Origin of the sequence: Streptomyces catenulae (assembly GCF_000718015.1) — a bacterium.
Classification (GTDB): Bacteria; Actinomycetota; Actinomycetes; order Streptomycetales; family Streptomycetaceae; genus Streptomyces; species Streptomyces catenulae.
Genome location: NZ_JODY01000032.1, coordinates 45,109 through 72,086, shown reverse-complemented (window position 1 = coordinate 72,086; position 26,978 = coordinate 45,109). Strand labels below are relative to the sequence as shown.

The window sequence follows — 26,978 nt, the reverse complement described above, 5'->3', positions numbered from 1 at the left end:
CCCCTCCTCAGCCCCCCACCCCCCGCAGCGCCATGGAAACCGCCGCCTCCGTGATGACCTGGGGGTCCTCCGCCGCGCCGAGTTCGATGCGGCGGACGGCGGCGTCGACGACGCCCTGGAGGAGCATGGCGGCCAGACGGGGCTCGGTGTGGCCGAGACCGGCGAGCGCTTCCACGATCATGGCGACGAGTCCGCCGTGGGCGGCGCGGATCTTCTCCCGCGCCCCGGCATCCAGCTCGCCTGCGGAGATGGCGACGACCGCGCGGTGCCGACGGTCGCCGACCAGCGCGAGCTGGCTCCGTACGTATGCCTCGATCTTCGCTTCGTCGGTGTCGGCGCGTTCCATGGCCGCCTCGACCTCCGCCGCCCATACCGGGAAGTCGACGGCGCAGAGCTCTTCGACGACGGCGGCGCGGGAGCGGAAATATTCGTACACGGACGACCGCGCGAGGCCGGTGCGCTCGGCGAGTGCGGGGAAGGTCAGGGCTTCCGTTCCGCCTTCGGACAGCAGGGTGCGGGCGGCGTCCAAGAGGGCGCCGCGCTGCATTGTTCGGTGCTCGGCCACTGAGGCCGCTCGAATCCTGGGCACCCGACCACTCTACGGATGGGCGGCGCCGAGCGGCACTCCGCGTCGGCTCCACGGCGGGGCGCACCGCCACGAGGGCGGGTACGGCCCCCGCCTCCCGACGGCTCCCCCGGCACCGGAACCACGCCCGACCAACCCGAGGACGGCTCAACGGATCGTCCGCCCCATACCCAACTCCGCCACGTCCAGACGCCCCGTCCCGCGTCGGCCCGTCCGGCACACCGTCCCTCGTCAGCTCGTCCGGCACACCGTCCCTCGTCAGCTCGTCCGGCTCACCGTCCCGCGTCGGCCAGTTTGGCCCGCAGTTGGAGGACGGACTTGGTGTGGATCTGGCTGACGCGGCTTTCGGTGACGCCGAGGACGTTGCCGATCTCGGCGAGGGTCAGGCCCTCGTAGTAGTAGAGGGTGACGACCGTCTTCTCGCGGTCGGGCAGGGTGTTGATGGCGCGGGCGAGCAGCCGTCGCAGTTCGCGGTCCTCGGCGATCTCGACGGGGTTGTCGGCGGCGGTGTCCTCCAGCGTGTCCATCAGGCTGAGGCGTTCGCCGCCTTCTCCCCCGGCGTGCAGGAGTTCTTCGAGGGCGACGACGTTGGCCAGGGAGAGCTGGCTGAAGACGCCGTGGAGGTCTTCGAGGGAGATGTCCATCTCGCGGGCGACCTCGGACTCCGAGGGGGTGCGGCGCAGCTGGGCTTCGAGGGTCGCGTAGGCGCGTTCGACGGCGCGGGCCTTCTGGCGTACGGAGCGGGGGATCCAGTCGAGTGCGCGGAGTTCGTCGATCATCGCGCCGCGGATGCGGGTGATCGCGTAGGTCTCGAATTTGATGGAGCGTTCAGGCTCGAACTTCTCGATGGCGTCGATGAGTCCGAAGACTCCGGAGGAGACGAAGTCGGCCTGTTCGACGTTGGAGGGCAGGCCGACGCTGACGCGTCCGGCGACGTATTTGACGAGGGGGGAGTAGTGCAGGATCAGCTGCTCCCGCAGGCGTTCGTCGCCGGTTCGCTTGTAGGAACGCCACAGATCGTCGAGCGCGCTGGGGGCGGCGGGGCGCACGCCGGCGCGCGCGGCAGGTGGTACTGCCGCGCGGTCAGAACCGGAGGTGTGCTGGGGCATTCGTCGCCTTGAGCCGTTCTGCCGGGACACGGGTGGATGGGTGGGCGGGCTGGTCGGGTGTGAGCGTAGCGTGACTGAAGCGTCGCTGTGTGCGAGGGAGTGCGGTTCGGGTGTGCGCAGATACGTTCCGCTGCCCGCACCCCAGGGTTACCGTGCGCGGCACACCGCGGCGTGATTCCGGCGTTGCGTGCGGCGCGTCGGGAAGGCGGGACGCCGGGCGGAGAGGCATGGCCGATGGGGTCTCCGGTGTCCCGTGTGCCCCATCAGCCTCTCCCTGCGGTTCGGTTTGACCTGCTGAAGCATGCCAAATATGGATTCGGCGTTCTTGTCCTCACCTTTTCACCCGTTCGCGCCAGGTCAAGTACCGCCTCGCCGAGATCTTCCGGGGTCGTCGCGCCGGACGAACTCCCAGCGTGTACCGGATCGCTGGACGAATCCGAGCGTGCTCAGTTCGTGAAGCTTGCTGTGGGTGACGTCCGGGGCGAGGCCGGATTCGCGGGCGATGTCGGTGAGGGCGGCGGCGCCGCGGGGCGGCAGGGCCTCCAGGACGCGTGCGGCGGCCGGTTCGAGGAGGTCGCGGGCGAGGATCGGGCCGCGTGGTTCGGGTGCGAGGTCGCCGATGGCACCGGCGTGTTCGACGACCTCGTCGGCGGAGGTGACCACCGTGGCCTCGCCGCGCAGGAGTTGGTGCACACCGGCGGAGAGTGCGCTGGTGACGGGGCCTGGTACGCCCATGGTGAGGCGCCCCAGGGACTGTGCGCGGCGGGCGGTGACGAGGGAGCCGCTGCGTAGGGCGGCTTCGACGACGACGGTGCCGCGGGTGAGGGCGGCGATCACGCGGTTGCGTTGGATGAATCGGCTCCGGGTCGGGTGCGCGCCAGGTGGTAACTCTCCTACAACCAGGCCCTGTTGGGCGATACGGTCGATCAGTTCGGTGTGGCCTGCGGGGTAGGCGCGGTCGATACCGCAGGCGAGGACGGCGAGGGTGGCGCCGCCTGCGGCGAGGGTGCCCCGGTGGGCGGCGCCGTCGATGCCGTAGGCGGCGCCGGAGACGACGGTCCAGCCGCGGTCGGCGAGCCCGGCGCCCAGGGTGGCGGCGAGGTGGGCACCGTACTCGGTGCAGGCGCGGGCGCCGACGAGGGCGACGGAACGCAGCGCCCACAGGCGGAGGTTGGCGTCGCCGCGCACCCAGAGGCCGGTGGGCCGGGTGTCGCCGAGGTCGTCGAGCTGGCGCGGCCATTCGTCGTCGCCGGGGCAGAGGAACCGGGCCCCGAGGGCGGCTGCCGTGGTGAGGTCGGCCGCGGGGTCGGCGCGGGTGGCGCGCAGCCGCAGGCCGTCGAGTGCGGTGCGGCTCGCGCCCGTGGGTGGTGGTCCGTCGCCGGTGAGGGCGTGCCAGAGGGCTACGGGGCCCAGTTCGCGCAGCCAGCGTCCGGCACGGGGGTCGCCCGGTTCGATGATGCGGCTGAGGGCGGCGCGGGCGGTGCGCTCCGGGGTGGGGCGCACCGGTGGCGGTGGTCCGGGGTCGGGGGCGGCGCTTCGGGGAGTTGGAGCGCCGTCATCAGCGGGGCGGTGGGGCGGCCGGGGTGTGGTCATGGCGTCACCTGGGCCGGGTCGGGGGCGGCGCGGCGGAGCTGTTTTCCGTCCGGGCGGGGGCGTCGGCGGGCGGGCGGCGGTGCGGGGATGCCGCGTTGGACGCCGGTGCGGAGTTCGAGGGCCGTGGCGACGTCCTCGGCCGTGGGGCGGTCGCGTCCGGCGAGGTCGGCGGCGGTCCAGGCGACGCGGAGGACGCGGTCGAGGCCACGGGCGGTGAGCAGGCCGGATTCCAGGTCGCGTTCGGCCTGGGCGAGCGCGCCGGGGTGGGCGTGCCAGCGGGTGCGGAGTTCGTGGCCGGGCACCTCGCTGTTGGTCGTCCAGGGTGTCCCGGCGTAGCGGGCGGCGGCGCGGGCGCGGGCCTCGCGTACCCGGGCGGCGACGGTGGCGCTGGTTTCGGCGCCGGTCTCCAGGGTGGCGAGGGCGGAGCGGGCGACCGGTTCGACGGTGACGCGCAGGTCGACGCGGTCCATGAGGGGACCGGAGAGGCGGGCGCGGTAGCTGCGGACGGAGGACGGGCGGCATTCGCAGCCGCCTCCCGGGGTGCCGTGCCGCCCGCAGGGACAGGGGTTGGCCGCGAGGGCGAGGAGGAAGCGGGCGGGCATCCGCATCATGGCGGCGGCGCGGGCGACCACGACATGACCGGCTTCGAGGGGCTGGCGCAGGGCATCCAGTACGCGGGCGCTGCATTCGGCGGCCTCGTCGAGGAAGAGCACCCCGCGGTGGGCGAGCGAGACGGCTCCGGGGCGGGGCAGTCCGGTGCCGCCGCCGACGAGGGACGCCATCGTGGCGGAGTGGTGGGGCGCGCAGTACGGCGGCCGTTCGACGAGCGGTTGGCCGGGCGGGAGGGTCCCGGCGACGGAGTGGACGGCGGTGACTTCGAGGGATTCCTTGGGGGTCAGGGGCGGCAGCAGGCCCGGGAGGCGTTCGGCGAGCATGGTCTTCCCCGCGCCGGGCGGGCCCTTGAGGAAGATGTGGTGGCGTCCGGCCGCGGCGATCTCCAGGGCGCGGCGGGCACCGTGCTGACCTGCGACGTCGGCGAGGTCGGGGGCGTGGTCGCCGGTGGGGAGACCGGCGGCGATCCCGGTGCCGGGGACGGCGAGCCCGGCCAGCAGCGGGTCGGGGCGGCCTTCCCGGGGGATCTCCTCCTCGTCGGGGACCGGTTCGTCGGCGAGGAGGGCGATGAGTTGGCGCAGGCTGCGGACGCCGAGGACGGTGACGCCGGGGACGAGGGAGGCTTCGGCCGCGGTGCATTCGGGGACCACGACGGTGCGGTATCCGGCTTCGGCGGCGGCGAGGACGGCGGGCAGCACGCCGCGGACGGGGCGGACCCGGCCGTCGAGCCCGAGTTCGCCGATCATCATCAGATCGGTCAGCTCCCGCGGGTCGAGGCGTTCGGCCGCCCCGAGGACGGCACAGGCGACGGCGAGGTCGAAGCCGCTGCCGCTCTTGGGGACGGATGCCGGGCTGAGGCCGACGGTGAGTTTCTTCTGCGGCCACTCGGCGCCCGAGTTCACGACGGCGGCGCGGACCCGGTCCTTCGCCTCGACGAGGCTCTTGTCGGGGAGTCCGACGAGGGTGAAGGCGGCGACGCCCGGTTCGAGGTCGGCCTGGACCTCGACGACGACGCCTTCGACGCCGACGAGCGCCACGGAGCAGGTGCGGGCGAATCCCATCTCACGCCACCCCCCGGACGTGCTCGACGACCGGGGCGCCCCGGGCCGGGAGGAGGATGCCGATGACGTCGATGCGGACGCCGCCCGGCGGCGGGCCGCCGTGGCGTTCCATCCAGCGTTCCGCCAGGAGCCGCAACCGGCGGGTCTTGTCGGGGCGGACGGCGGCCATCGGGTGTTCGTAGGCGCCGGCGCGGCGGGTCTTGACCTCGCAGATGACGAGGGCGTCGGCATCGGTGGCGACGATGTCGATCTCGCCCTCGCGGCAGCGCCAGTTGCGGTCGAGGATGCACATACCGCTCGCGGTGAGACGGCGGACCGCCAGGTCCTCGCCGTACCGGCCCAGGGCACGGCGTGGTGTGGTGGCCGGTGCGGCAGAGGCACGCCGGGGTGTCGCGCGCGGTCCCCGGGCCCCGGTGGTGCGGCTCCCGGGGGCGGCGGCGCGCGGTTTCCGGGGGCGCGTACGGCCGGTACGTGCGCGGTCGCCGCCCGGGCGGGTGGCGGAGGCCCGGCCCGTGGCTCCCGGCGGCCTCGCCGCGGCCGTGGAGCGGGTGGCCGGAGTCGGCTCCGACGTATCGACGGAAGCGGAACCCGGGACGTCCGCCCCCGGGTGGTGCGGGGTGGCGCGAGCCGCCGGGCCGGCGCCCGGGCCGGGCGGCGCACCGGAAGCCGAAGCGGTACGGACAGTTCGCCCCGGACCCGGCAGGGCGCCGCCTGCCTCCTCCGAACGCGCCTCGTCCCTCGGGCCGGGCGGCGCACCGGACACCGAGCCGGTCCGGGCCACAGCCTCCGGCACCACCGCCCCGGACTCCACCGGCGCACGCCCCGCGGGCTCAGCCGCCCGGGCTGCCTCCGCCGCGGGCCGTCCGCCGCTCCCCGGCACCGTTCGCGGGGCGTTCCTCGATCCGTGCTGCATGACGTTCATGCGGTACCACCTCCGGCACCGACTGTGACGTCTCGGGCCGAAGGTATTGGATCTTGGTGGATAACCGCCCGGCTGTGGATAACCCGGCCACCCGGACGAGCGGCAACGCCGCCCGCCTCACACCGCCCCGGCAGCCCCGATCACGTCTCCACGCCACCGACCGCACCACCGACAGCCCGCAGCCCCGGCCACACACCCGCAGGTCACAGCGTTCCCAGCCACACCCGGGCACCGCACACCCGGGGCCCGCGCATCCACAAGCGGCAAGGCCGCGCGCCCCACGGCACTCCCCCGAGGCGCCCGCCCCGCCCCCTCAGCTCCCCGGAAGATCCAGATCGCTCTTGTTCAGCTCTTCGATGTTCACGTCCTTGAAGGTCAGAACGCGGACCTGCTTGACGAAGCGGGCCGGGCGGTACATGTCCCACACCCAGGCATCGGCCATCGAGACCTCGAAGAAGACCTCACCCTGAACGGAGTGCACCTGCATCTCGTAGTCGTTGGTGAGGTAGAAACGACGCTCGGTCTCGATCACGTATTTGAACAGCCCGACGACGTCGCGGTACTCCCGGTAGAGCTTCAGCTCCATCTCGGTCTCGTACTTTTCGAGGTCCTCGGCGCTCATGGCAGATCCCCTTCAGCCGTGCGTGCCCCTATTGTGCGTCAGGCCCGCTCGGTCTCCAGGGCCAGCGGCGCACTCGGGGGCCCTTCGTCGAGCAGCGTGCGCAGCAGCCCGGCAAGTCTGGTCGGGTACACCGTCTCATGGGTCGCCGACAGTTCCGCCACGGTCCACCACCTCAGCCCCGATACGCTGCGCCGCTCCAGGTCCGTCTGGCCCCGGGTGTCGGTCGCGGTGTGCTCCGTGCGGGCCAGGTAGTACCACTCGTCCTGCTCCCAGCGGCGACCGTCGAACGGGAAGGAACAGCGGCGCTGCCAGAGCACCGGGCCGAGGGTCGCGCCGGTGATCCCGGTCTCCTCGGCCAGCTCCCGCAGCGCGGCCTCCTCATGGGTCTCGGCGCCCTCCAGACCGCCGCCGGGCGTGAACCACCAGGTCCGCTCCGGCTGCGCCGGTTCGAAGCCGTGCAGCAGGAGGATGCGGTCGTCCGGGTCGAGGAGGATGACGCGGGACACCTGGCGTACTTCCACGGGCCCGCCGTTCCCCGTCGTCTCAGCCATGGGCCCGCTCCGCGTCGGCCACGGGCGCCGCCTGCGCCGCCCGGTTGCGGCGGGCGGCGAGCGGCCCGTACGCGGCGCCGCCCAGGATGAGGACGGCACCGGCGACGACGGCGGCGGTCAGCGGGCGCAGCGGGCCGGGCGCGGAGGTGCCGCCGGGCAGTGCGGCGAACCCGTCGGCGCGGTCGAGCATGCCGATGCCGCTCATGGGCCAGGCCAGGGCGTCGACGCGGCCCAGAACCGCCTCCCGTGGGACGGCTCCGTCGTCGCCGTCGGTGGTGTGGGAGCGGGAGTCGAGGGAGTCGCCGCGGTGGTCGCCGAGGAGGAAGAGGCGCCCGGCGGGGACCTTGGCACTGAAGCCGGTGGGCGAGGCGAGCTTCGGGTTCTGCAGGTACGGCTCGTCGACGGGGGTGCCGTTGACCGTCAGCTTCCCCTTGGTGCAGCAGGCGACGGTGTCACCGCCGACCCCGGCCACCCGCTTGACCATGGGGACGTCGCCCCAGACGGTGTCCCGGAAGACGACGACGTCGCCGCGGCGCACCCGGGAGCCGTCGACGTTCTCGGCCAGTACCCGGGCGCCGGGCTCGATCGTCGGGGACATCGAGTCGGTCGGCACCGTGTAGGGGCGGTACAGCAGCGCCGCCCAGACGAAGCCGCCGAGGAAGAGGAGACAGCCGACGGCCACGGCCAGACCGGACAGTGTGCTGCCCGTGGTCCGGCCGTGGCCGTCGGTGTGTTCGGTGCTGCGGACCATCCCAGCGCTCCCACCCCGCGGGCGCGGGCCCGCGTCGAAGATCTGGGACGGCACCCTACCTGGGAGTACGTTCCGCGGTCAGCCTCTTGCGACGCCAGAGGACGAGCGGGACGGCTCCGGCCAGACCGAGCGCGGCGGGCGCGGCGGCCATGGCCTTGTCGATGCCCTGCTGCTTGAAGGTGTCCGGCACCGGCAGCGTCGACCAGCGGTTGATCGGCCAGGCGATGGTGAACGCGCGGCCGACGACCTCGTCCACCGAGACCGTGCCGTCGCCCTTGAGGTTCTGGTGGTAGCGCGAGTCGAGGGAGTCGTCGCGGTGGTCGCCCATGACCCAGATGCGGTCCTTGGGGACGTGGATCGGGCCGAAGGCGCGGTCACCGCACGGGGTGTTGCCCGGGAAGATGAACGAGTCCTCCTTGAGCGCCTTGCCGTTGACCTTCACCGGGCCGGTGCCGTGGCACTCGACGGTGTCGCCGCCGACCGCGATGACCCGCTTGATCAGGTCCTTCTCCTCGGCTGACGGCATCAGACCGATGAAGCTGAGGACCTTCTGGACGGGGTTGGGCTCGGGCGTCGGCGTCTCGTTGAGCCAGCCGCCCGGGTCGTGGAAGACGACGACCTCGCCGCGCTCGGGCTTGGAGCCGAACCATGGCGTGAGCTTGTCCACCAGCACCCGGTCGCCGCGCTGCAGGGTGTCCTGCATCGAGTCGGACGGGATGGAGAACGCCTGCACCAGGAACGTTTTGATCAGCAGGGCGAGGATCAGCGCGATGCCGACGAGGATCGGCAGTTCCTTCCAGAAGGCGCGCTGCTTCTTGGCCTTCTTCACGCCGTCCTTCTCCTCGTCCTCGGCAGGCCGCCGGGCCGCCGGTGGTGCCTGTCCTTCGTACGGTGGCTGTTGCTGTGGCTGCGCGAGATGCACGGAACCCGCCGACGCGGCCTCACCGTGCCCCGCCGGCTCTTCGGGCTCTCCGGATCCGGACCGCGCGCCGACCGCCAAGTCCCCCACATCCACTCCTTACTCCACGCTCTCGCCCGCCCGTCAACCGGTGCAGGCCCATCACTCCCATAACGAGCGGGAGTTCCGCAGGGGTCGGGAGTGGGGTCAAAGACTCGGGCAACACCCTATGCGGGCCCGCCGCACCTGCCGCCTTCGCGCCCGGCGCGTCGTGCACGTTCGCGAAGGTGTCGGGCTCCTCCAGACGCCGCCAGTGGGCGAACGGCCAGGCGATGACCACGGCCCGCCCGACGACGTTGTCCTCGGAAACCGTGCCACGGTACGCCTCGTCGAGATGGAAGCGCGAATCCGCGGAGTTCGAGCGGTGGTCACCCATGACGAAGATCCGTCCGGTGGGCACGTTCACCGTGAACGACGTCTCGGACGGCGGGTTGCCGGGGTGCAGATACGGCTCGGTCAGCGGGGTGCCGTTGACCGTGACGCGGTGCTGTGCGTCGCAGCACTTGACGGTGTCCCCGCCGACCGCGACGACCCGCTTGATCAGGTCCTGTTCGTCGGCCGAGGGCAGCAGACCGATGAAGGTCATGGCCTCCTTGAACTGCTTCACCCCGGCCGGATCCTCGGCCTTCTGCGTCTGCTCGCCCTTGAGCCAGCCGCCGGGGTCCTTGAAGACGACGACGTCACCGCGCTCGGGCTGCCAGCCGAACCACGGGGTGAGCTTGTCGACCAGCACCCGGTCCCCGATCCGGATCGTCTGCTCCATCGAGCCGGACGGAATCACGAACGCCTGGACCAGGAACGTCTTCAGAACCAGCGCGATGGCCAGCGCCACCACGATCAGGATGGGTATTTCCTTGAGGTACGAGCGGCGTCTGCGGCGTTTGATGCGGCGCGCCTGGCGCCGCCGCTCGGCCCGGCCACCGGTCGCCGGACGCTCGTCGACCGCGGTCGTACCGTCGTCGACCTGCGGTCTGCCGTGTCGTGGGCGCCCCCGGCTACCCATGGGAGCCTGCCGGGGCGGGCACCCGGGAGAACGCCGGCGGCCGGTCCAGACCCGTCCAGCGGCTCACCGGCCAGCTGATCCAGTCGGCCCGGCCGATCACCTTGTCGACGGGGACGGTGCCGCCGCCTTCCTCACCGAGGTGGTCGCGGGAGTCCCGGGAGCGCGACCGGTGGTCCCCCATCACCCACAGCTTTCCCTCCGGGACCACGATGTCGAAGGGCACCGACGACGCGGCGTCCCCCGGATACACATAGCCCTCGGTCACGGGCTCACCGTTCACCTTGATCCGCCCCCGTTTGTCGCAGCAGGTCACCCTGTCCCCTCCGATCCCGATCACGCGCTTGACGTAGTCGGTGTCGGCAGGACGGGCCAGGCCCACCGCCGCGCCGGCTCCGCGCAGCAGGCCCGTCACGGGATTCTCCTCCGTCTCCCTGTGAACGAAAGACCCTGTGCCGTCGAAGACGACGACATCGCCGCGCCGGGGCTCACCGCCGAAGCGGTACGCGAGCTTGTTGACCAGCACCCGGTCGCCGACCTCCAGGGTGTCCTGCATCGACGTGCTCGGGATGAGGAACGGCTGGACGACGAAGGCGCTCAGCAGCAGCACGAACGCCACGCAGCAGGCCAGCAGCGGAAGCGGCCGGAAGCGGAAGCGGGCGGAGGTGTCGGGAAAACGCGCGGAGCGCGACCGCTCCTCCGGTCCCTGGTCGGGGACGGGGGTGCGGTCGCGCTCCGGGAGCTGTGCGTCGGTGTCCATCGGAACGTGAGCCTATCCGGCCGGTTCCGGGCACCGTACGTGAGCCGGGTGCCGGGGCCCTCACCAGGGAGGACGGCCCGGCGTGCGGACTCAGTTGTCGCGCTTCTCCTTGATCTTCGCGGCCTTGCCGCGCAGCTCACGGAGGTAGTACAGCTTGGCGCGGCGGACGTCACCGCGGGTCACCAGCTCGATCTTCTCGACGATCGGGGTGTGCACGGGGAAGGTGCGCTCGACGCCGACGGAGAAGCTGACCTTGCGGACCGTGAAGGTCTCGCGCACGCCGCTGCCCTGGCGGCGGATGACAACGCCCTTGAACTGCTGCACACGGGAGCGGTTGCCCTCGATGACGCGGACGTGGACGTTGACGGTGTCACCCGGGCGGAAGGCCGGGATGTCGCTGCGCAGCGACGCGGAGTCGACGGAGTCGAGAAGGTGCATGACCTACTGCTTTCTTCGCTGATGCCACAGGTCATCAACGGGATTTCGGAGATGATGTTCGGATGCCGTTCCGTCGGACGGGCGTCGTTCCCCCTGTGGCAGGGGCGCGCGCCGGACGCACACAGCAGCGGCCTATTCTTCCACGGCCTGGTCGGTCCGCCCAAATCGGCCGTCCTCGCCCGGGGCCCACCCCAGGATCGACAGCAGTTCGCGGTCCTTCTTGTCGAACGCGGCCGGGTCGGCCCGCTCGATCAGGTCCGGGCGGTTGCGGTCGGTGCGGCGGAACGCCTCGTCCCGGCGCCAGCGCGCGATCTTGCCGTGGTGGCCGCTGAGCAGCACCTCGGGGATGCCGCGCCCGCGCCACTCGGGCGGCTTGGTGTAGACCGGCCCCTCCAGGAGATCGGCCATCGCGCCGGGCGCGAAGGAGTCGTCCTGGTGGGAGGCGGCGTTGCCCAGGACGCCGGGCAGCAGCCGGGCGACGGCCTCGACCATCACCAGGACCGGCGCCTCGCCGCCCGCCAGGACGTAGTCGCCGATGGAGACCTCGCGGACGTCGAGCCGGTCGCCGTACTCCTCGATGACGCGGCGGTCGATGCCCTCGTAGCGGGCCGGGGTGAAGACCAGCCAGGGCTTGGCGGAGAGTTCCACGGCGAGTTGCTGGGTGAACGGCTCACCGCTGGGCGTCGGCACGACGAGAACGGGCTCGCCCTCCCCGGAGGCGAGGATCGTGTCCAGCGCCTCGCCCCACGGCTCCGGCTTCATGACCATGCCGGGACCGCCGCCGTAGGGCGTGTCGTCGACGGTGTTGTGCTTGTCGTGCGCCCAGTCCCGCAGGTCGTGGATGCGTACGTCGAGCTGACCGCGGGCGCGGGCCTTGCCGACCAGCGAGACGTTCAGCGGTTCGAGGTACTCGGGGAAGATCGTGACGATGTCGAGGCGCATCTCAGCCGTCCTCGCGGCTGCTGGCGACCTCGGCCTGTGCGTCGTCGAGAAGGCCGGGCGGCGGGTCGATGACCGCGCGCTGCTCCTCCAGGTCGATCTCCGGGACGATCTCGGCGACGAACGGGATCAGTACCTCGCCGCCCTCGGGCCGCCCGACGACGAGCAGGTCCTGGTAGGGCAGGTGGGAGACCTCGGTGATCCGGCCGACGACGGTGCCGTCACGGGTGACGACGTCGAGGTCGATCAGCTGGTGGTCGTAGAACTCCTCGGGGTCCTCGGGGACCTCCTCGGGGTCGACCTCCGCGATCAGCAGGGTGTTGCGCAGCGCCTCGGCGCCGGTCCGGTCGGTCACCCCGGCGAAGCGCAGCAGCAGCCGTCCGCTGTGGACCCGGCCGGTCTCGATGGTGAGCGGTCCGACCGTGGACGGGTCGGTGGCCAGGACGGCTCCGGGCGCGAGCCGCAGTTCGGGCTCGTCGGTACGCACCTCCACGGTGACCTCGCCCTTGATGCCGTGGGCGCGGCCGATCCGCGCGACTACCAGCTGCACGGTGTTGCCTCTCTGCGGCCGATCCGCCGCCGCTTGCGCGCGGCCGGTGCGGCGGCGCGCGTGATGTTGCCGATTCCGGTGACGCCGGGCGCCCGTGGGGTACGGGGCGGCGGCGCCGACGACAAAGGCCGGGGACGGCCCGAGAGCCCTCCCCGGCCCGAGCCGGTGTTCAACTGTTCAGTGGACCTGGTCCACGTCGACGAGGTCGACGCGGATGCCCCGCCCACCGAGAGCGCCCACGACGGTCCGCAGGGCGCGGGCGGTGCGGCCGTTGCGGCCGATCACCTTGCCGAGGTCGTCGGGGTGGACCCGGACCTCCAGCACACGCCCACGACGCAGGGTGCGCGAGGCTACCTGGACGTCGTCGGGATTGTCGACGATGCCCTTGACGAGGTGCTCAAGAGCCTCCTCGAGCACGCTCAGGCCTCGGTGGACTCAGAGGTGGACTCGGCCGCAGCCTCGTCCGCCTTCTTGTCGGCCTTCTTCGCCTTCGGGGTGATGGCCTCACCCTTCGGCTCGTCGCCGGTCGCCTTGGCGGCGGCCTCGAAGAGGGCGCGCTTGTCGGCCTTCGGCTCGGCGACCTTCATCGGCGCCGGGGCGGGCAGGCCCTTGAACTTCTGCCAGTCGCCGGTGACCTTCAGGATGGCCATGACGGGCTCGGTCGGCTGCGCGCCGACACCCAGCCAGTACTGGACACGCTCGGAGTCGACCTCGATGCGGGAGGGGTTCTGCACCGGGTGGTACAGACCGATCTCCTCGATCGCGCGGCCGTCACGGCGGGTACGCGAGTCGGCGATGATGATGCGGTAGTGAGGCGCGCGGATCTTGCCCAGACGCTTCAGCTTGATCTTGACTGCCACGGGAGTGGTGTCTCCTGGTCTTGACGTGGTGGGGCACAACGGGATGCCACGTGGGGTTGCGGTACTCGGTATGCCCGATGGACGCGTCAGCCGGAGGAGAGAGGGGTCCTGTGCGACTGTCGAGTACAGCGGTCCATTGTGCCACACGCCCCGCGGTCAGCCGACCGCGGCCACCTCGGGGATCCGGAACGGCTTGCCGCAGCCTCCGCAGACGATCGGGGCCTGGGCCAGCACGGACGGGACGACCCGGACGTTGCGTCCGCAGTCGCAGACGGCCTTGACGCGGACGCCGCCGCCGGACGAACCGTGGCGGGCGGCCGGGCCGCGGAAACTGCGGGCGCTGTCGGTGGCGGTCGCGGCGGTGTGGGCCTTGAGGGCTCTGGCGAGCCGCTCGATGGTGGGCCGGTAGCGGCGTCTGGCCTCGGGGCTGAGCGTGACCAGGGAGAAGCCGCTGCTGGGATGCGGCTCGTCGGCGTGGTCCAGGCCCAGCTCCTCGGCGACGGCGAGGAACCGGCGGTTGTGGTAGCGGCCCGCACGGGAGGTGTCGCGGATGCCGCGGGAGGCGGCGATGCCGTGGACTGCCTCGTGGAGCAGCCGTTCGAAGGAGAGCTCGGCGCCACAGGCGGACGACGATTCTCCGATCAGGGACTCGGGCGCGGCCAGATCCGGCAGCTCGGGGTGGTGCCGTTGAATATCGGCCCAGGCGAGCGCCAGTTCGGCGGCGAGAACAGGCGGTGTCGTGCTCACGTCGTGACAACGAGCCGGGGTCGCCCGGTGTTCCGATTCCGGGGCATCCCAAATAATTTGCACGTACCAGTCAGTTTCGTGCCATGGGGCGCGCCGGGGGCGGGTAACCCGTTCCGCGCCCAAGGCGCACAGGGGCCCGCAAGCCGGTGCGTACCCCCGCGTAATCCGTACGGCGTACGCCGTCGCACGGTGCGGGGCGGAGGGCGCCGTACGCGGCCGGGAGTGCGCGGGCCCCCGCCGTGTGCGTACGGCGGGGGCCCGGGCGGGGGACCTGGGGTCAGCCCATGAACTTCTTGAACTCCTCGGGGAGTTCGAAGTTCTGGGCGTCGGTGTCGCCGCCGGGGGGCAGGCCGAGCGGGTTGCCGTTCTGGGCGGCCTCGCGGCGGGCCGCGGCCGCCGCCTCCTCGGCCTTGCGCTTCATCGGGTTACCGCTCTTGCGCTTGCCCTTGGCCTGCTTGACCTGCTTCTTCTTCTTGGCGCCGCCGCCCGCGCCGGGCATCCCGGGCATGCCCGGCATCCCGGGGATGCCGCCGCCCTGGGCCATCTTCGACATCATCTTGCGCGCCTCGAAGAACCGCTCGATGAGGTTCTTGACCGCACTGACCTCGACGCCGGAACCCCGGGCGATACGGGCGCGGCGCGAGCCGTTGATGATCGTCGGTTCCTGGCGCTCGGCCGGGGTCATCGACTTGATGATCGCGGCGGTGCGGTCGACCTCGCGCTCGTCGAGGTTGTTGATCTGCTCCTTCATCTGCCCCATGCCGGGCAGCATGCCGAGCAGCTTGGAGAGCGAGCCCATCTTGCGGACCTGCTCCATCTGGGCCAGGAAGTCGTCGAGCGTGAACTCCTTGGGGCCCTTCTGGAGCTTGGCCGCCATCTTCTCGGCCTCGGCCTGGCTGAAGGTCTGCTCGGCCTTCTCGATCAGGCTGAGCATGTCGCCCATGCCGAGGATGCGGGACGCCATGCGGTCCGGGTGGAACGCGTCGAAGTCGTCCAGCTTCTCGCCGTTGGAGGCGAACATGATCTGCTTGCCGGTGACGTGCGCGATGGAGAGCGCGGCACCACCGCGGGCGTCGCCGTCGAGCTTGGAGAGGACGACGCCGTCGAAGCCGACGCCGTCGCGGAACGCCTCGGCGGTGTTGACCGCGTCCTGACCGATCATCGCGTCGACGACGAAGAGGACCTCGTCGGGCTCGACCGCGTCGCGGATGTCCGCGGCCTGCTGCATCAGCTCCTGGTCGATGCCGAGGCGGCCGGCGGTGTCGACGATGACGACGTCGTGCTGCTTGGCGCGGGCGAACTCGATCGAGTCCTGGGCGACCTTGACCGGGTCGCCGACGCCGTTGCCGGGCTCGGGGGCGTAGACCGCCACCTCGGCGCGCTCGGCGACGACGGAGAGCTGGTTGACGGCGTTGGGGCGCTGGAGGTCGCAGGCGACGAGCAGCGGGGTGTGGCCCTGGGTCTTGAGCCAGCGGCCGAGCTTTCCGGCGAGGGTGGTCTTACCGGCACCCTGGAGACCGGCGAGCATGATGACGGTCGGCGCGGTCTTGGCGAAGCGCAGGCGGCGGGTCTCGCCGCCGAGGATGCCGATCAGCTCCTCGTTGACGATCTTGATGACCTGCTGGGCCGGGTTCAGCGCCTGGGAGACCTCGGAACCGGCGGCGCGCTCCTTGACCTGCTTGATGAAGGCGCGGACGACGGGCAGCGCGACATCGGCCTCGAGAAGGGCGATACGGATCTCGCGCGCCGTGGCGTCGATGTCGGCCTCGGAGAGGCGGCCCTTGCCCCGGAGGTTTTTGAAGGTACTCGCCAGGCGGTCGGAAAGCGTATCGAACACGGCGGTCGTCGTTCCTCGGGGTCGGGGGCGTAAGGCAGTCGACTCCTAGGGTATCCGGCCCGGCAACCGGGCCACTCCGGGCCGCCGGGTCGGGCGCCGGGCACGTCAGTCCAGGGCGCGGCGCACGGCGCGGGCGGCGGCGTCGGCCCGTTCACCGGTGAGCGGGGCGCCCGCGCCGTCGGTGAGGTAGAAGGCGTCGACGGCGCCGGTGCCGAGGGTGCAGACCCGGGCGGCGCGGACGGCGGCACCGGCGGATTCGAGGGCGCGGCAGATCCGGTGCAGCAGGCCGTGGGCGTCGCGGGCGCGGACGTCGACGACGGTGGCGGTACGGGAGGTGCCCGGGGCGACGGTGACGGTGGGCGGCGGGGCGGCCGGGGCGTGGGGCCGGGCGGCGCGTTCGCGGGCGGCGAGGCGGGCGGGGAGGTCGAGGGTGCCGTCGAGGGCCCGGATCAGGTCGGCGCGGAGCCGGGCCACCGGGGGCAGGGCCCCGTAGTGGGCGGCGATCCGCCAGGTCAGCAGGGCGATCGGGCGGGGGCCGTCGGGGTGGAGGGTGCGTAGGTCGGCGGCGCGGACGGTGATCCGGTGCAGGGCGAGGACCCCGGCCGCGGCGGCGAGGACCCCGGTGGCGGGCGCCGCGGAGGCCGGGTCCGGACCGCGGTCGGCGGGGACGGCGAGGAGGAGCGCGGCACCGACGGGTTCGGGGGCGCGGGGGCCGCCGGTGTCGGGCTCGGCGGGGCCGGGTGCGGGGCGTTGCATGGGGCCGCCGGGCATGGGGCCGGTGGCGGCCTCCGTCGGGCCGGGCGTGGGGCCGGGCGTGCGGCCCTCGTCCGGCGCCCCGTCCGGAGGTCCTGCTCCCGCCGCCCCATGCGGGGGTCCCGCTCCCGCCGCCCCGTGCGCGGTGTCCTCGGTGTCCTCGGTGTCCTCGGTGTGGAGGGTGAGGGCGGGGTCGCCGGTGCGGGCGGCCTCGGCGGCGAGGCGGTGCTCCTCCGCGGTGGGGGCGCGGGTGGCGGGGCCGTCCGGTACGGGGGCACCGGCGAGGCGTTCGGCGACCCGGGCGACGAGGCCGTCGACGAGCGCGGCGCGCCAGGCGCTCCATGCGGCGGGCCCCGTGGCGCGGGCGTCGGCCTCGGTGAGGGCGTGCAGCAGGCCGAGGGTGCGGGCGGTGCCGACCGCCGCGGCGACGGTGGTCACGGTCTCGGGGTCGTCGAGGTCACGGCGGGTGGCGGTCTCGACGAGCAGCAGATGGTGGCGGACGAGGGTGGCGAGGACGGCGGTGTCCCGGGCGCCGAAGCCGAGGCGGGCGGCGACGGCGCGGGCCGGAGGCACACCGGCCACCGCGTGGTCGCCGGGCAGCCCCTTGCCGAGGTCGTGCAGGAGGGCCGCGACGAGGAGCAGGTCGGGCCGGTCGACGCGGCGGGTGAGGGCGGCGGCGCGGACCGCGGTCTCGACGAGGTGGCGGTCGACGGTCCAGGTGTGGACGGCGTTCCGCTGTGGCAGGCAGCGGACGCGTTCCCACTCCGGCAGCAGCAGGGTGAGCAGTCCCTCGGCCTCCAGGGTTTCCCAGACGGGGACGGTGGGGGCGCCCGCGTCGAGGAGCGTGACGAACGCCTCGCGCGCCTCGGCCGGCCACGGTACGGGCAGCGGGTGGGCGGCGTACGCGGTGGCGCAGCGGCGGGCGGCGTGCCGGGAGAGCGGCAGTCCGGCCCGGGCGGCGGCGGCCGCGGCACGCAGGCCGAGGACGGGGTCGCGTTCGGGCCGGGCGGTGCGGGCGAGGGCGGCCTCCCCGTCGTGGACGACGACGCCCTCGGCGAGCGGGGTGCGCTCGCCCCGTGCGGCGGCGCGGCCCCCGGTGAGCAGAGTGCGCAGCACCGGGCGTACGGAGCGGGCGCGCAGTATCCGGTCGGTCTCGCGCCAGGTGGTGTCGGTGGCGTACGCGAGGGTGCGGGCGGCTTCGTGGACGCGGCGGAGCAGGGCGTCCGCGTCCGGGAGGCCGAGGGCGGCGGCGACCTGGTCCTGTTCCTGGCGGGTGAGGCGGTCGGTGGCGCGGCCGGTGGCGAGATGGAGGGCGTCGCGGATGTCGAGGAGGCTGCCGCGGGCGGCTTCGAGGCCGTCGCGTGGGGCGTCGGCGAGCCAGGAGGCGGCGACGGCGCGCAGCGCGGTGGCGTCGCGCAGTCCGCCGCGGGCCTCCTTGAGGTCGGGTTCGAGGAGGTACCGGAGGTCGCCGTGGCGCGCGGCGCGGGCGCGTCCCAGGGCGTGGAGTTCCGGGAGGCGGGCGGGGGCGGCGGCGCGCCAGTCCGCGGCGGCGGTGGTGCGCAGTGCGTCGGTGAGGTCCCGGTCACCGGCGAGGTGGCGGGCGTCGAGCAGGCCGAGTTGCACCTTGAGGTCGGCGCGGGCGGCGGCGCGGGCCCGGGCCGGGGTGCGGACGGAGTGGTCGAGGGCCAGGCCGTGGTCCCAGACCGGGTACCAGAGCCGGTCGGCGAGGGCGGCGAGGTCCGACGCGGCCGCCCGGCCGTCGTGGAGCAGCAGGAGATCGAGGTCGCTGCGCGGGGAGAGTTCGCCCCGCCCGTAGCCCCCGACCGCGACGAGCGCCGCCCCGGCCACCCCCGTGTCGGCCACCGCGTCGGCGAACACCGCACCGAGCCAGCCGTCGGTGATCCGGGCGAGAGCGGCCCGCCGCTCGGGACCGGAGACACCGACGTCCCCGAGGAGACACAGACGGGCGGCGGAGTAGTCGTCGGACGGGGCGGACGGAGCGGGGCATGGGGCCGGGCCCGGGGCGGCGCGGGGGGCGGAGCCGGAGCCAGGACGCGGATCGGCGCATGGGGCCACACCCAGGACACCGCATGGGGCGGAGCCGGAGCCGGGACGCGGCGCGCCGCATGGGGCCACACCCAGCGCACCGCATGGGGCGGAGCCGGAGCCAGAACCCGGCTCACCGCACGGGGCCACACCCAGCGCACCGCATGGGGCGGAGCCGGAGCCAGAACCCGGCTCACCGCACGGGGCCGACCCCGGCGCGCCGCACGGCGCGGAGTCGGCCCCCCGGCACACGCCAGGCGTCTCCCCCGCCCCGTCCTCACAACGCATCCGCGCCCCTCTCCCCCGTGCGGACCCGCACCGCCTCGTCGACCGGGACGGTCCACACCTTTCCGTCGCCGATCTTGCCGGTGCGGGCGGCGGCCACGAGGGTGTCGGTGAGGGCGGCGGCGTCCGCGTCGTCGGCGAGGACCTCGATGCGGATCTTGGGGACGAGGTCGACGGTGTACTCGGCGCCCCGGTAGACCTCGGTGTGGCCGCGTTGCCGCCCGTAGCCGCTGGCCTCGGTGACGGTCAGGCCGTGCACGCCGAACGCCTGCAGCGCCTCCTTCACCTCGTCGAGGCGGTGCGGCTTGATGACCGCGGTGATGAGCTTCATGCGTCCACCTTCTTCTCCGTGTCCGTACCGTGCAGGGGCGCCGGTCCGCCGGGGGACGCGGCCGGTTCGCGGTGGACGGTGCCGCCGCCCGCGCCGGTGAAGTCGTAGGCGGTCTCGGCGTGGGCGGTCCGGTCGACGCCGGTGATCTCCTCGTCCTCGGCGACCCGGAAGCCCATCAGCCGGTCGACGCCCTTGGCGAGGACGTAGCTGACGGCGAAGGAGTAGAGGAGGACGGCGACCACGCCGAGGGTCTGCCTGCCGAGTTGGCCGAGACCGCCGCCGTAGAAGAGGCCGCGGGCGGTGGACTGCACGCCGCCGGTGGCGAAGAGGCCGACGAGGAGGGATCCGGCGATGCCGCCGACGAGGTGGACGCCGATGACGTCGAGCGAGTCGTCGTAGCCGAACCGGTACTTGAGGCCGACGGCGAGGGCGCACAGGACGCCCGCGACGGCGCCGACGGCGAGGGCGCCGAGCGGGCTGACGGCGCCGCACGCCGGGGTGATGGCGACGAGTCCGGCGACCGCGCCGGAGGCGGCGCCCAGCGTGGTGAACGCCCCGTGGCGCAGCTTCTCGTAGGCGAGCCAGCCGAGCATCGCGGCGGCGGTGGCGACCTGGGTGTTGACGAAGGCGACGGCGCCGACGCCGTCGGAGTTGCCCAGCCAGGAGCCGGAGTTGAAGCCGAACCAGCCGAACCACAGCAGTCCGGCGCCGAGCATCACCAGGGGCAGGTTGTGCGGGCGCATCGGGTCCTTGCGGAAGCCGATGCGGCGCCCGACGACGAGGAGGACGCCGAGGGCGGCGGCGCCCGCGTTGATGTGGACGGCGGTGCCACCGGCGAAGTCGATGACGCCGAGCCGGAAGAGCCAGCCGCCCTCGCCCCACACCCAGTGCGCCACGGGGAAGTAGACGACGGTGACCCACAGGGCGGTGAAGAGCGCCCAGGCGGTGAACTTGACGCGGTCGGCGAGGGCGCCGCTGATCAGCGCGGGGGTCAGCACGGCGAACATCAGCTGGAAGACGGCGAAGACGTATACGGGGATGCCGCTGGCGCCCCAGAGTTCGGTCAGGCCGATGCCGCCGAGTCCGGCGAAGTCGCCGCGCCAGCCGACGAGTCCGCCGCGGTCGGTGCCGAAGGCGAGCCCGAAGCCGTAGAGGACCCACAGGACGGTGACGATGCCGAGGCCGACGAAGCTCATCATCAGCATGTTGAGGACGCTTTTGACGCGCACCATGCCGCCGTAGAAGAAGGCCAGGCCCGGCGTCATCACCATGACGAGGGCGGAGCAGAGGAGCATGAATCCGGTGTCGGCCGGGCTCAGGGTGGCCTTGGCCGCGAGCCCGTCCGCGAGGGTCTGGATGCCCGGTGGCATCGGCGTCTCCCGTCGTCGATGCGGCCCGTGCCGGGTGGCGTGAGGGGGTGGGCCGTCGTTCCTGACGAGGCTGGCGCAGCGCGGTTTCGGCCACGGCCCAGGGGTGTTTCGCCGCCGTGACGAAGGCGTCGCCGGTGTTACGCGGCGGTGAACGGGCGCGTGCGGGCCCCGGACGCGGGCCGGCCGCGGCGCCACCCGTGGACCTGGCGTGGGGAAGCCGAGTCGGGTTGTACGGGGTGGCGCCGCGGCCGGTGTCGTGCGGCCTCGGCGTCGTCAGACGGCCTCGGCCTCGGGGAGGCGGCGGGCCAGCTCCTCGCCGAGGTGGATCACCTCCGCGACGGTGCCGAAGTCGCGGGCGGCGGTGTCGACGGTCTTCCGCAGCCGGGTGTTGACCCGCTCGGAGCGGACCTGCTGGGCGAACGGTATGGCCTGCCCGGCCCGCACGGCGCACTGCTCCGGCTCGCGCTGGAGCAGATGGACGGTGGCCATCCCGATGAGGTTGAGGGCGTACGAGCGCTGGTGCTCTCCGTCCTCGGCGAAGAGGGCGACGGCGCGCTCCATGATCGGCGCGGCGAGGGCGGCGTAGGTGGGGCTGCGTCCGGCGACGTAGGCGAGGTCGCGGTAGGAGTGGGCGTTCTCGGCGTTCAGCTCGCCCTCGGAGAAGAAGCGGATCCAGTCGGGCTCGGGCTCACGGGGCAGTGCGTCCTCGAAGGTGTCCTCGGCCATCCGGACGGCGCGCTTGACCTTGCTGGGGCGCCCCATCCCGGCGTACGCGCGGGCCTCGACCGCGTACAGCATGGCCTGGGTGCGGGCGGTGGCCGTGTCGCGGCTGCCGTACTGCGCGAGGTGGATCAGCTCCAGCGCGTCGTCGGGCCGGCCGAGGTGGATCATCTGGCGGCTCATGCTGGAGAGGATGTACGCGCCCAGGGGGCGGTCGCCCGCCTCCTTGGCGGCGTGCAGCGCGAGGACGAAGTACTTCTGCGCGGTGGGCTGGAGGCCGATGTCGTAGCTCATCCACCCCGCGAGCTGGGAGAGTTCGGCGGCGACCTTGAAGAGTCGGGTGGCGACGTGGGCGGGCTGCGGCTCCTGGAGGAGTTCGGTGACCTCGTGGAGCTGGCCGACGACGGCCTTGCGGCGCAGTCCCCCGCCGCACTGGGCGTCCCACTGCCGGAACATGGCGGTGGTCGCCTCCAGCAGGTCGAGTTCGGGTCCGGAGAGGCGGACGCGGCGGCTGCGGTCGCGGAGGGGCTCGGGCTCCGGGACGGCGCCGGGGGCCGGGGGTACCGGTACCAGCCAGCGCTGCATCGGCTCGATGAGGGACGGTCCGGCGGCGAGCGAGAGGGAGGTGCCGAGGAAGCCGCGGCGCGCCAGCATCAGGTCACTGCGGGAGAACTCGCTGAGCAGGGCGGTGGTCTGGGGCCCGGCCCAGGGCAGGTCGACGCCGGAGACGGACGGGGAGCGGTGTGCGGCACGCAGCCCCAATTCCTCGACGCCGACGACGCAGCCGAAGCGTTCGGAGAAGAGTTCGGACAGGATGCGCGGGATGGGCTCGCGCGGCTGTTCGCCGTCGAGCCAGCGGCGGACGCGGGAGGTGTCGGTGCTGATGTGGTGCGCGCCCATCTGCCGGGCTCTGCGGTTGACCTGCCGGGCCAGCTCACCCTTGGACCAGCCGCTGCGCACGAACCACGATCCCAACTGCGTGTTGGGACGCTTCTCGGCAGTTCCGCTGCCGTTGCCACCCACTGGTAACGCCCCCAACCGTGTGTCGCCCGACGCGAATCCCGTGCAGGATCCGGCTTGTTGAGGCATCCTGCCCGTCCGGCCCCGGCAGGTCGCGCATTCCGGCCACCGCTCCGGCCGGTCCGGCCGACGGCGGGGCCGCTCCGGACGACTCCCCCGGCTCCGCGCACCGAAAGTAATCGTACGATCACGCTCGCGGCGAGGCCGTGCACAGAAACGCCACCATTCGCCACCCCTTCGAATGAACTGCCGGTCCGCTCCGCGCGATTGACTTGACACAGGTCGGGCGCGACCCGACGGAGCGATGCGCAGGACGGCGCGCGCGCCACGGCACACGCCCCGTGGCGCGCCCCCGCTCCGAGGGCGTGCCGCGGGGCGTCCGCGCCCCGTCGACGGAGCGTCACGGCGCCGCTCCGGCGCCCCGTACGGCGGGGCGCCGCGACCGGCTCCGGGGCCCGGAGCGGCTCGTAACCACAGCGACACACCACCCGTTGGAGGGGGCATGGGTTTCACGATCGGCGGCATCCGGGACATCGGTGCCAGGCGCCGCGTGCGCGCGCCCGAGAGCACCACGGTGGCCGAATACACGGGGTTGTGGGGCTGGGACGTCGTGCCCGGCGCCCGGGCGGCGCGGACCGGCGGCGGGCGCCTGGAGTGCTCCTGCGGGGTCTCCGCCTGCCCGGCACCCGGTGCGCACCCGCTCTCCTTCGGTGCGGAGATCGCGGCGGGCGCCTCGCTGGAGACGGTCACGGCCGCCTGGTCGCGGACGCCGGGGGCGGCGGTGCTGCTGCCGGTGGGCCGCTCCTTCGACGTGCTGGACGTACCGGAGGCGGCGGGCCGGTGCGGGCTGGCGCGGCTGGAGCGGATGGGGGTGCCGCTCGGCCCGGTGACGCTGACGCCGACGGGGCGCGCGCAGTTCTTCGTCGCGCCGGGGGCGGCCGCCGGGCTGCCGGGGCTGCTCTACCGGACGGGGTGGGACGACGCGGCGCTCGATCTGCGCCCCCTGGGCCAGGGTGACCACCTCACCGCTCCCCCGTCGGACCTCGGTGCGGACGGCCCCGTGCGCTGGCTCCGGCCGCCGTCCCTGGAGACCGCGGCCCACCCGCCGCAGGCCCGGCTGCTGCTGGGGATGCTCGCGTACGTCTGCCACCGCTCGGACCGTCGGACGGCGGCCGGGTAGCGCGCCCCCGGGTACGTGACGGCCCCCGGCGCCGCGCTCCGTGGAGCGGGTGCCGGGGGCCGTGTGTCGCCGGTGGCGGGGAGGTCAGTCGCCGATCAGCGCGTCGACGAACGCCTCGGGCTCGAACGGCGCGAGGTCGTCGGCGCCCTCACCGAGGCCGACGAGCTTGACCGGGACGCCCAGCTCCCGCTGGACGGCGACGATGATGCCGCCCTTGGCGGTGCCGTCGAGCTTGGTGAGGACCACGCCGGTGATGTCCACGACCTCGGCGAAGACCCGCGCCTGCACCAGGCCGTTCTGACCGGTGGTGGCGTCGAGGACGAGCAGCACCTCGCCGAGCGGGCCGTGCTTCTCGACGACCCGCTTGACCTTGCCCAGCTCGTCCATGAGGCCGGTCTTGGTGTGCAGCCGACCGGCGGTGTCGATGAGGACGACGTCGGCGGATTCGGCGATGCCCTCCTTGACGGCGTCGAAGGCGATGGAGGCGGGGTCGCCGCCCTCGGGGCCGCGCACGGTGCGGGCGCCGACCCGCTCGCCCCAGGTCTGGAGCTGGTCGGCGGCGGCGGCGCGGAAGGTGTCGGCGGCGCCGAGGACGACGGACTTGCCGTCGGCGACCAGCACCCGGGCGAGCTTGCCGGTGGTGGTGGTCTTACCGGTGCCGTTGACGCCGACGACCATGACGACGCCGGGGATCTCGTCGCCGCCGTTGCCGACGCCGTTGGCGGTGTGCACGGAGCGGTCGGTGTCGGTGCCGATGAGGGCGAGCAGCTCCTCACGGAGCAGGGTGCGCAGGTCTGCGGGGGTGCGGGTGCCGAGGACCTTGACCCGCTCCCGCAGCCGCTCGACCAGTTCCTGGGTGGGGGCGACGCCGACGTCGGCGGTGAGCAGGGTCTCCTCGATCTCCTCCCAGGTGTCCTCGTCGAGGTGTTCGCGGGACAGGAGGGTCAGCAGGCCCTTGCCGAGGGAGTTCTGCGACCGGGAGAGCCGGGCGCGCAGCCGCACCAGGCGGCCTGCGGTCGGCTCGGGGACCTCGATCTCCGGGGCGGGCGGCGCCGCCGGCTCGGCGACCGGTGCCTCGGCCTCGGGGGCCTCGGCGACGGGTAGCGGGGTGTCTTCGATGGTGCGACGGGATTCGTCGCTCGGGGCCTCGGCTTCCTCACCGACCTGCGGTTCTGCGGGCGGCGCGGTGACGGAGGGCGTGACGGGGGCGGAGGGCGTGACGGGGGCGGCCGGCGGGGACGGCGGCAGCTGCTTCTTCTTACGGCCGCTGACGACGAGCCCGCTGATCGCGCCGAGCACGACCACGGCGATGACTACAGCAAGGATGACGATTTCCATAACCCTCCCAGTATCAGCCACCTGCCGTCCCCGGGGGCCGCACGCGCCGATCCCGTGACCGCCGTGCGCCCCTCGCGCCCCCGCCCCGCGCCCCGGTGCGCGGGGCGCGCGTCCCCTTTTCCGAGGCTGGCCGGAAATCGCTGGTCAGCAGGGTGGCGGGAAGCGGTTGGGGCGTTCCTCAGACGGCGTGGAGCTGCGGTTTCATGGAGGGGTCCAACAGGACGTACGGCACGAACTTGGATCAAAGTACGATGGTGGACGGCTGCGCAACGCGCGTAGAGTCCTGGCGACCGAACCTGGCCGGGCACCACAGCCGCTGCCTCGCGTCTCCCGGCTGTCCGGGAACGCTCCAGAACCGCGCACGGAGACACCTGCACCATGGGCACCACGTCCACCCCCGACGCCGAGGGCGCCGTCGAGACCCGAGGCATCGAGCCCGTCCCCGACAGCGAACGCCACGGGCGCGTCCGCGAACTCTTCCCCACCTGGGTCGCCGCCAACATCAGCGTGCTCCTGCTGACCATGGGCGCCGCGCTGGTGGTCAACAACGGACTGAACTTCTGGCAGGTCCTGCTGGTCGCCGCCATCGCCGCGGCGGTGGCGTTCGGCATGGTCGGGGTGTTGTCGGTCTCCGGGAAGTGGGGCGGCGCGCCGGGTGCGATGCTCTCCCGGGCGGCGTTCGGCGTCCGCGGCAACTACTTCCCGGGCGCGATCCTGTGGGTGGCCCGCTTCGGCTGGGAGACGATCAACGCCGTCACCGGCGCGTACGCGGTGCTGACGGTGTTGCGGCTGCTGTTCGGCGTCCGCGCCAACAACCTGCTGATCGTCATCACCCTGCTCGCCTTCGTCGCCTGTACGTATCTGGTGAGCGGCATGGGGCGGAAGGCGCTCAACGTCTGCAACCGGTACTCCACGTACCTCTTCGGCGCGTTCACCGTGATGGTGCTGGTGTATCTGATCGCCACCATGGACTGGCAGGCGATCTTCGCGAAGAAGGCGGGCACCACCGCGATGGTGATCGCGGGCATCGGCACCATCGCCGCGGGCGGCATCAGCTGGGTGCCGACCGGCCCGGACTTCGCGCGCTATCTCCCGCACTCCGCGTCGGGCCGCAAGATCGTCGGCGCCACGGTGTCCGGTGCCGCCCTGGTGCTGGTGCCGATGGTGCTGATGGGCGGCGTGATGGCGGTGTCCAACCCGAAGCTGGCCGGGCAGAACACCGACCCGATGTCGTTCCTCGGCACCATCCTGCCGACCTGGCTGGCGGTGCCGTACCTGATCACCGCGCTGGTCGGGATGGTGCTGATCAACAGCCTGTCGATGTACTCCGCCGGGTTCACCGCGCAGACCATGGGCGTCAAGCTGCCGCGCGCCCTGGCGGTGAGCATCAACGCCGTCATCAGCCTGGTCGGCGGGTTGTTCATGATGCTGGTGGCCAAGGACTTCATCGGGCAGTTCATCACCTTCCTGACGCTGCTGGCGGTCTCCTTCTCCGCCTGGATCGGCGTCTACGCGGTGGACATGGCCCGGCGCCGCACCCTGGCCGTCCGCTACGACGCCGACGGCCTGATGACCATCGGACGCAGCAGCCGCTACTGGTACGTCGGCGGCTTCTGCTGGCAGGCCATGACCGCCTGGGCGGTGGCGCTGGCGGCGGGGCTGTGCTTCACGAAGGTGCAGTGGTTCACCGGCCCGCTGGCCACCACCTGGATCGGCCGTAACGGTCTGGGCTGGGCGGCCACCATCCTCCTCGCCGCCGTCCTCTTCGCGGTACTGCCCCGCCCGCGGGAGAACGTCCCGGCGCCGGACGGGCAGACCACCGACGGGCGGACCCCGCTCCGGGAGAGCTGACGGAGACGGGGTGCGGGGCCGGTGGTCGGCCCCGCACCCGGGGGCTTGTGCGGGGCCCCGCGCCCGCGCCCCATGCCGGACCCTGGCCCGCGCCTCATGCCGGACCCTGCCCCGCGCCTCGTGCTGGCCCTGGCCCCCATGGCGCGACCTGCGACCCCGTGCGGCGCGCGCCATGCCCCGTGCACCGG

25 protein-coding genes are annotated in these 26,978 nt (G+C 73.2%); 2 read left to right on the top strand and 23 right to left on the bottom strand.

What is annotated here, in order from left to right; all coding sequences use genetic code 11:
* Nucleotides 1-7 precede the first annotated feature (7 nt).
* The 22 genes from IF23_RS0125040 to nsdA form a co-directional block, all read right to left on the bottom strand.
* Nucleotides 8-547, bottom strand: coding sequence for a TetR/AcrR family transcriptional regulator (locus tag IF23_RS0125040; protein ID WP_037679573.1), 540 nt, complete (start codon nucleotides 545-547; stop codon nucleotides 8-10).
* Between the two features lie 311 nt (nucleotides 548-858).
* The gene (gene whiG, locus IF23_RS0125035) at nucleotides 859-1,695 is read right to left on the bottom strand and encodes an RNA polymerase sigma factor WhiG (RefSeq protein ID WP_030287420.1); all 837 of its coding nucleotides are present in this window, start codon (nucleotides 1,693-1,695) and stop codon (nucleotides 859-861) included.
* Nucleotides 1,696-2,052: 357 nt separating this feature from the next.
* Nucleotides 2,053-3,288 (bottom strand): DNA-processing protein DprA, encoded by a 1,236-nt coding sequence (dprA, locus tag IF23_RS0125030; RefSeq protein WP_078654237.1) that lies wholly within the window; start codon nucleotides 3,286-3,288, stop codon nucleotides 2,053-2,055.
* Nucleotides 3,285-4,961: a YifB family Mg chelatase-like AAA ATPase gene (locus tag IF23_RS0125025; protein WP_078654236.1), complete on the bottom strand. Its 1,677-nt coding sequence runs from the start codon at nucleotides 4,959-4,961 to the stop codon at nucleotides 3,285-3,287. Before IF23_RS0125025 ends, dprA begins: the two co-directional genes overlap by 4 nt.
* A gap of 1 nt (nucleotide 4,962) precedes the next feature.
* On the bottom strand, nucleotides 4,963-5,304 hold the full coding sequence (locus IF23_RS0125020; RefSeq protein WP_030287414.1) for a YraN family protein: 342 nt from the start codon (nucleotides 5,302-5,304) through the stop codon (nucleotides 4,963-4,965).
* Between the two features lie 892 nt (nucleotides 5,305-6,196).
* A complete protein-coding gene (locus IF23_RS0125015; RefSeq protein ID WP_003980220.1) occupies nucleotides 6,197-6,505 on the bottom strand; it encodes a DUF2469 domain-containing protein in 309 nt (102 codons plus the stop codon).
* A 38-nt stretch (nucleotides 6,506-6,543) separates the two neighbouring features.
* The gene (locus IF23_RS0125010) at nucleotides 6,544-7,056 is read right to left on the bottom strand and encodes an NUDIX hydrolase (RefSeq protein ID WP_051739878.1); all 513 of its coding nucleotides are present in this window, start codon (nucleotides 7,054-7,056) and stop codon (nucleotides 6,544-6,546) included.
* Nucleotides 7,049-7,807, bottom strand: coding sequence for a signal peptidase I (lepB, locus tag IF23_RS0125005; RefSeq protein WP_037679567.1), 759 nt, complete (start codon nucleotides 7,805-7,807; stop codon nucleotides 7,049-7,051). Before lepB (IF23_RS0125005) ends, IF23_RS0125010 begins: the two co-directional genes overlap by 8 nt.
* Nucleotides 7,808-7,862: 55 nt before the next feature.
* Nucleotides 7,863-8,807, bottom strand: coding sequence for a signal peptidase I (gene lepB / locus IF23_RS0125000; RefSeq protein WP_030287408.1), 945 nt, complete (start codon nucleotides 8,805-8,807; stop codon nucleotides 7,863-7,865).
* Complete coding sequence (gene lepB / locus IF23_RS0124995; protein ID WP_030287407.1) at nucleotides 8,749-9,768, bottom strand: signal peptidase I; 1,020 nt, start codon at nucleotides 9,766-9,768, stop codon at nucleotides 8,749-8,751. Before lepB (IF23_RS0124995) ends, lepB (IF23_RS0125000) begins: the two co-directional genes overlap by 59 nt.
* On the bottom strand, nucleotides 9,761-10,525 hold the full coding sequence (gene lepB, locus IF23_RS0124990) for a signal peptidase I (protein ID WP_030287405.1): 765 nt from the start codon (nucleotides 10,523-10,525) through the stop codon (nucleotides 9,761-9,763). Before lepB (IF23_RS0124990) ends, lepB (IF23_RS0124995) begins: the two co-directional genes overlap by 8 nt.
* 90 nt (nucleotides 10,526-10,615) lie before the next feature.
* Nucleotides 10,616-10,963, bottom strand: a complete 348-nt coding sequence (gene rplS, locus IF23_RS0124985; protein WP_030287403.1) for a 50S ribosomal protein L19 — start codon at nucleotides 10,961-10,963, stop codon at nucleotides 10,616-10,618.
* A 132-nt stretch (nucleotides 10,964-11,095) separates the two neighbouring features.
* Nucleotides 11,096-11,905 carry a tRNA (guanosine(37)-N1)-methyltransferase TrmD gene (gene trmD, locus IF23_RS0124980; protein WP_030287401.1) on the bottom strand — a complete coding sequence of 270 codons (810 nt, stop codon included), beginning with the start codon at nucleotides 11,903-11,905 and terminating at the stop codon, nucleotides 11,096-11,098.
* A 1-nt stretch (nucleotide 11,906) separates the two neighbouring features.
* The gene (rimM, locus tag IF23_RS0124975) at nucleotides 11,907-12,452 is read right to left on the bottom strand and encodes a ribosome maturation factor RimM (RefSeq protein ID WP_030287399.1); all 546 of its coding nucleotides are present in this window, start codon (nucleotides 12,450-12,452) and stop codon (nucleotides 11,907-11,909) included.
* Nucleotides 12,453-12,629: 177 nt separating this feature from the next.
* A complete protein-coding gene (locus IF23_RS0124970) occupies nucleotides 12,630-12,869 on the bottom strand; it encodes an RNA-binding protein (protein WP_030287397.1) in 240 nt (79 codons plus the stop codon).
* A 2-nt stretch (nucleotides 12,870-12,871) separates the two neighbouring features.
* Entirely contained in the window at nucleotides 12,872-13,312 is a 441-nt protein-coding gene (rpsP, locus tag IF23_RS0124965) for a 30S ribosomal protein S16 (protein ID WP_030287395.1), read from the bottom strand.
* Nucleotides 13,313-13,468: 156 nt separating this feature from the next.
* On the bottom strand, nucleotides 13,469-14,059 hold the full coding sequence (locus tag IF23_RS0124960; RefSeq protein ID WP_030287393.1) for a hypothetical protein: 591 nt from the start codon (nucleotides 14,057-14,059) through the stop codon (nucleotides 13,469-13,471).
* A 277-nt stretch (nucleotides 14,060-14,336) separates the two neighbouring features.
* The gene (ffh, locus tag IF23_RS0124955; RefSeq protein ID WP_030287391.1) at nucleotides 14,337-15,896 is read right to left on the bottom strand and encodes a signal recognition particle protein; all 1,560 of its coding nucleotides are present in this window, start codon (nucleotides 15,894-15,896) and stop codon (nucleotides 14,337-14,339) included.
* Nucleotides 15,897-16,001: 105 nt separating this feature from the next.
* Nucleotides 16,002-18,983, bottom strand: coding sequence for a [protein-PII] uridylyltransferase (locus tag IF23_RS0124950; RefSeq protein ID WP_078654235.1), 2,982 nt, complete (start codon nucleotides 18,981-18,983; stop codon nucleotides 16,002-16,004).
* On the bottom strand, nucleotides 18,973-19,311 hold the full coding sequence (locus tag IF23_RS0124945; RefSeq protein WP_030287387.1) for a P-II family nitrogen regulator: 339 nt from the start codon (nucleotides 19,309-19,311) through the stop codon (nucleotides 18,973-18,975). The genes IF23_RS0124950 and IF23_RS0124945 overlap by 11 nt, the downstream gene beginning before the upstream one ends.
* A complete protein-coding gene (locus tag IF23_RS0124940) occupies nucleotides 19,308-20,681 on the bottom strand; it encodes an ammonium transporter (protein ID WP_030287385.1) in 1,374 nt (457 codons plus the stop codon). Before IF23_RS0124940 ends, IF23_RS0124945 begins: the two co-directional genes overlap by 4 nt.
* 273 nt (nucleotides 20,682-20,954) lie before the next feature.
* Nucleotides 20,955-22,424: a transcriptional repressor NsdA gene (nsdA, locus tag IF23_RS0124935; RefSeq protein ID WP_030287383.1), complete on the bottom strand. Its 1,470-nt coding sequence runs from the start codon at nucleotides 22,422-22,424 to the stop codon at nucleotides 20,955-20,957.
* Nucleotides 22,425-22,923: 499 nt separating this feature from the next.
* Here nsdA and IF23_RS0124925 point away from each other — a divergent pair, with 499 nt between their 5' ends.
* Nucleotides 22,924-23,601 carry a bifunctional DNA primase/polymerase gene (locus IF23_RS0124925; protein WP_030287382.1) on the top strand — a complete coding sequence of 226 codons (678 nt, stop codon included), beginning with the start codon at nucleotides 22,924-22,926 and terminating at the stop codon, nucleotides 23,599-23,601.
* Nucleotides 23,602-23,685: 84 nt separating this feature from the next.
* On the opposite strand, the gene ftsY is transcribed toward IF23_RS0124925, so the two are convergent.
* Nucleotides 23,686-24,939, bottom strand: coding sequence for a signal recognition particle-docking protein FtsY (gene ftsY / locus IF23_RS0124920; protein WP_030287380.1), 1,254 nt, complete (start codon nucleotides 24,937-24,939; stop codon nucleotides 23,686-23,688).
* Nucleotides 24,940-25,317: 378 nt separating this feature from the next.
* Between ftsY and IF23_RS0124915 the strand changes: the two genes are divergently transcribed.
* Nucleotides 25,318-26,790, top strand: a complete 1,473-nt coding sequence (locus IF23_RS0124915; protein ID WP_030287378.1) for a purine-cytosine permease family protein — start codon at nucleotides 25,318-25,320, stop codon at nucleotides 26,788-26,790.
* The last annotated feature ends 188 nt before the right edge of the window (nucleotides 26,791-26,978 follow it).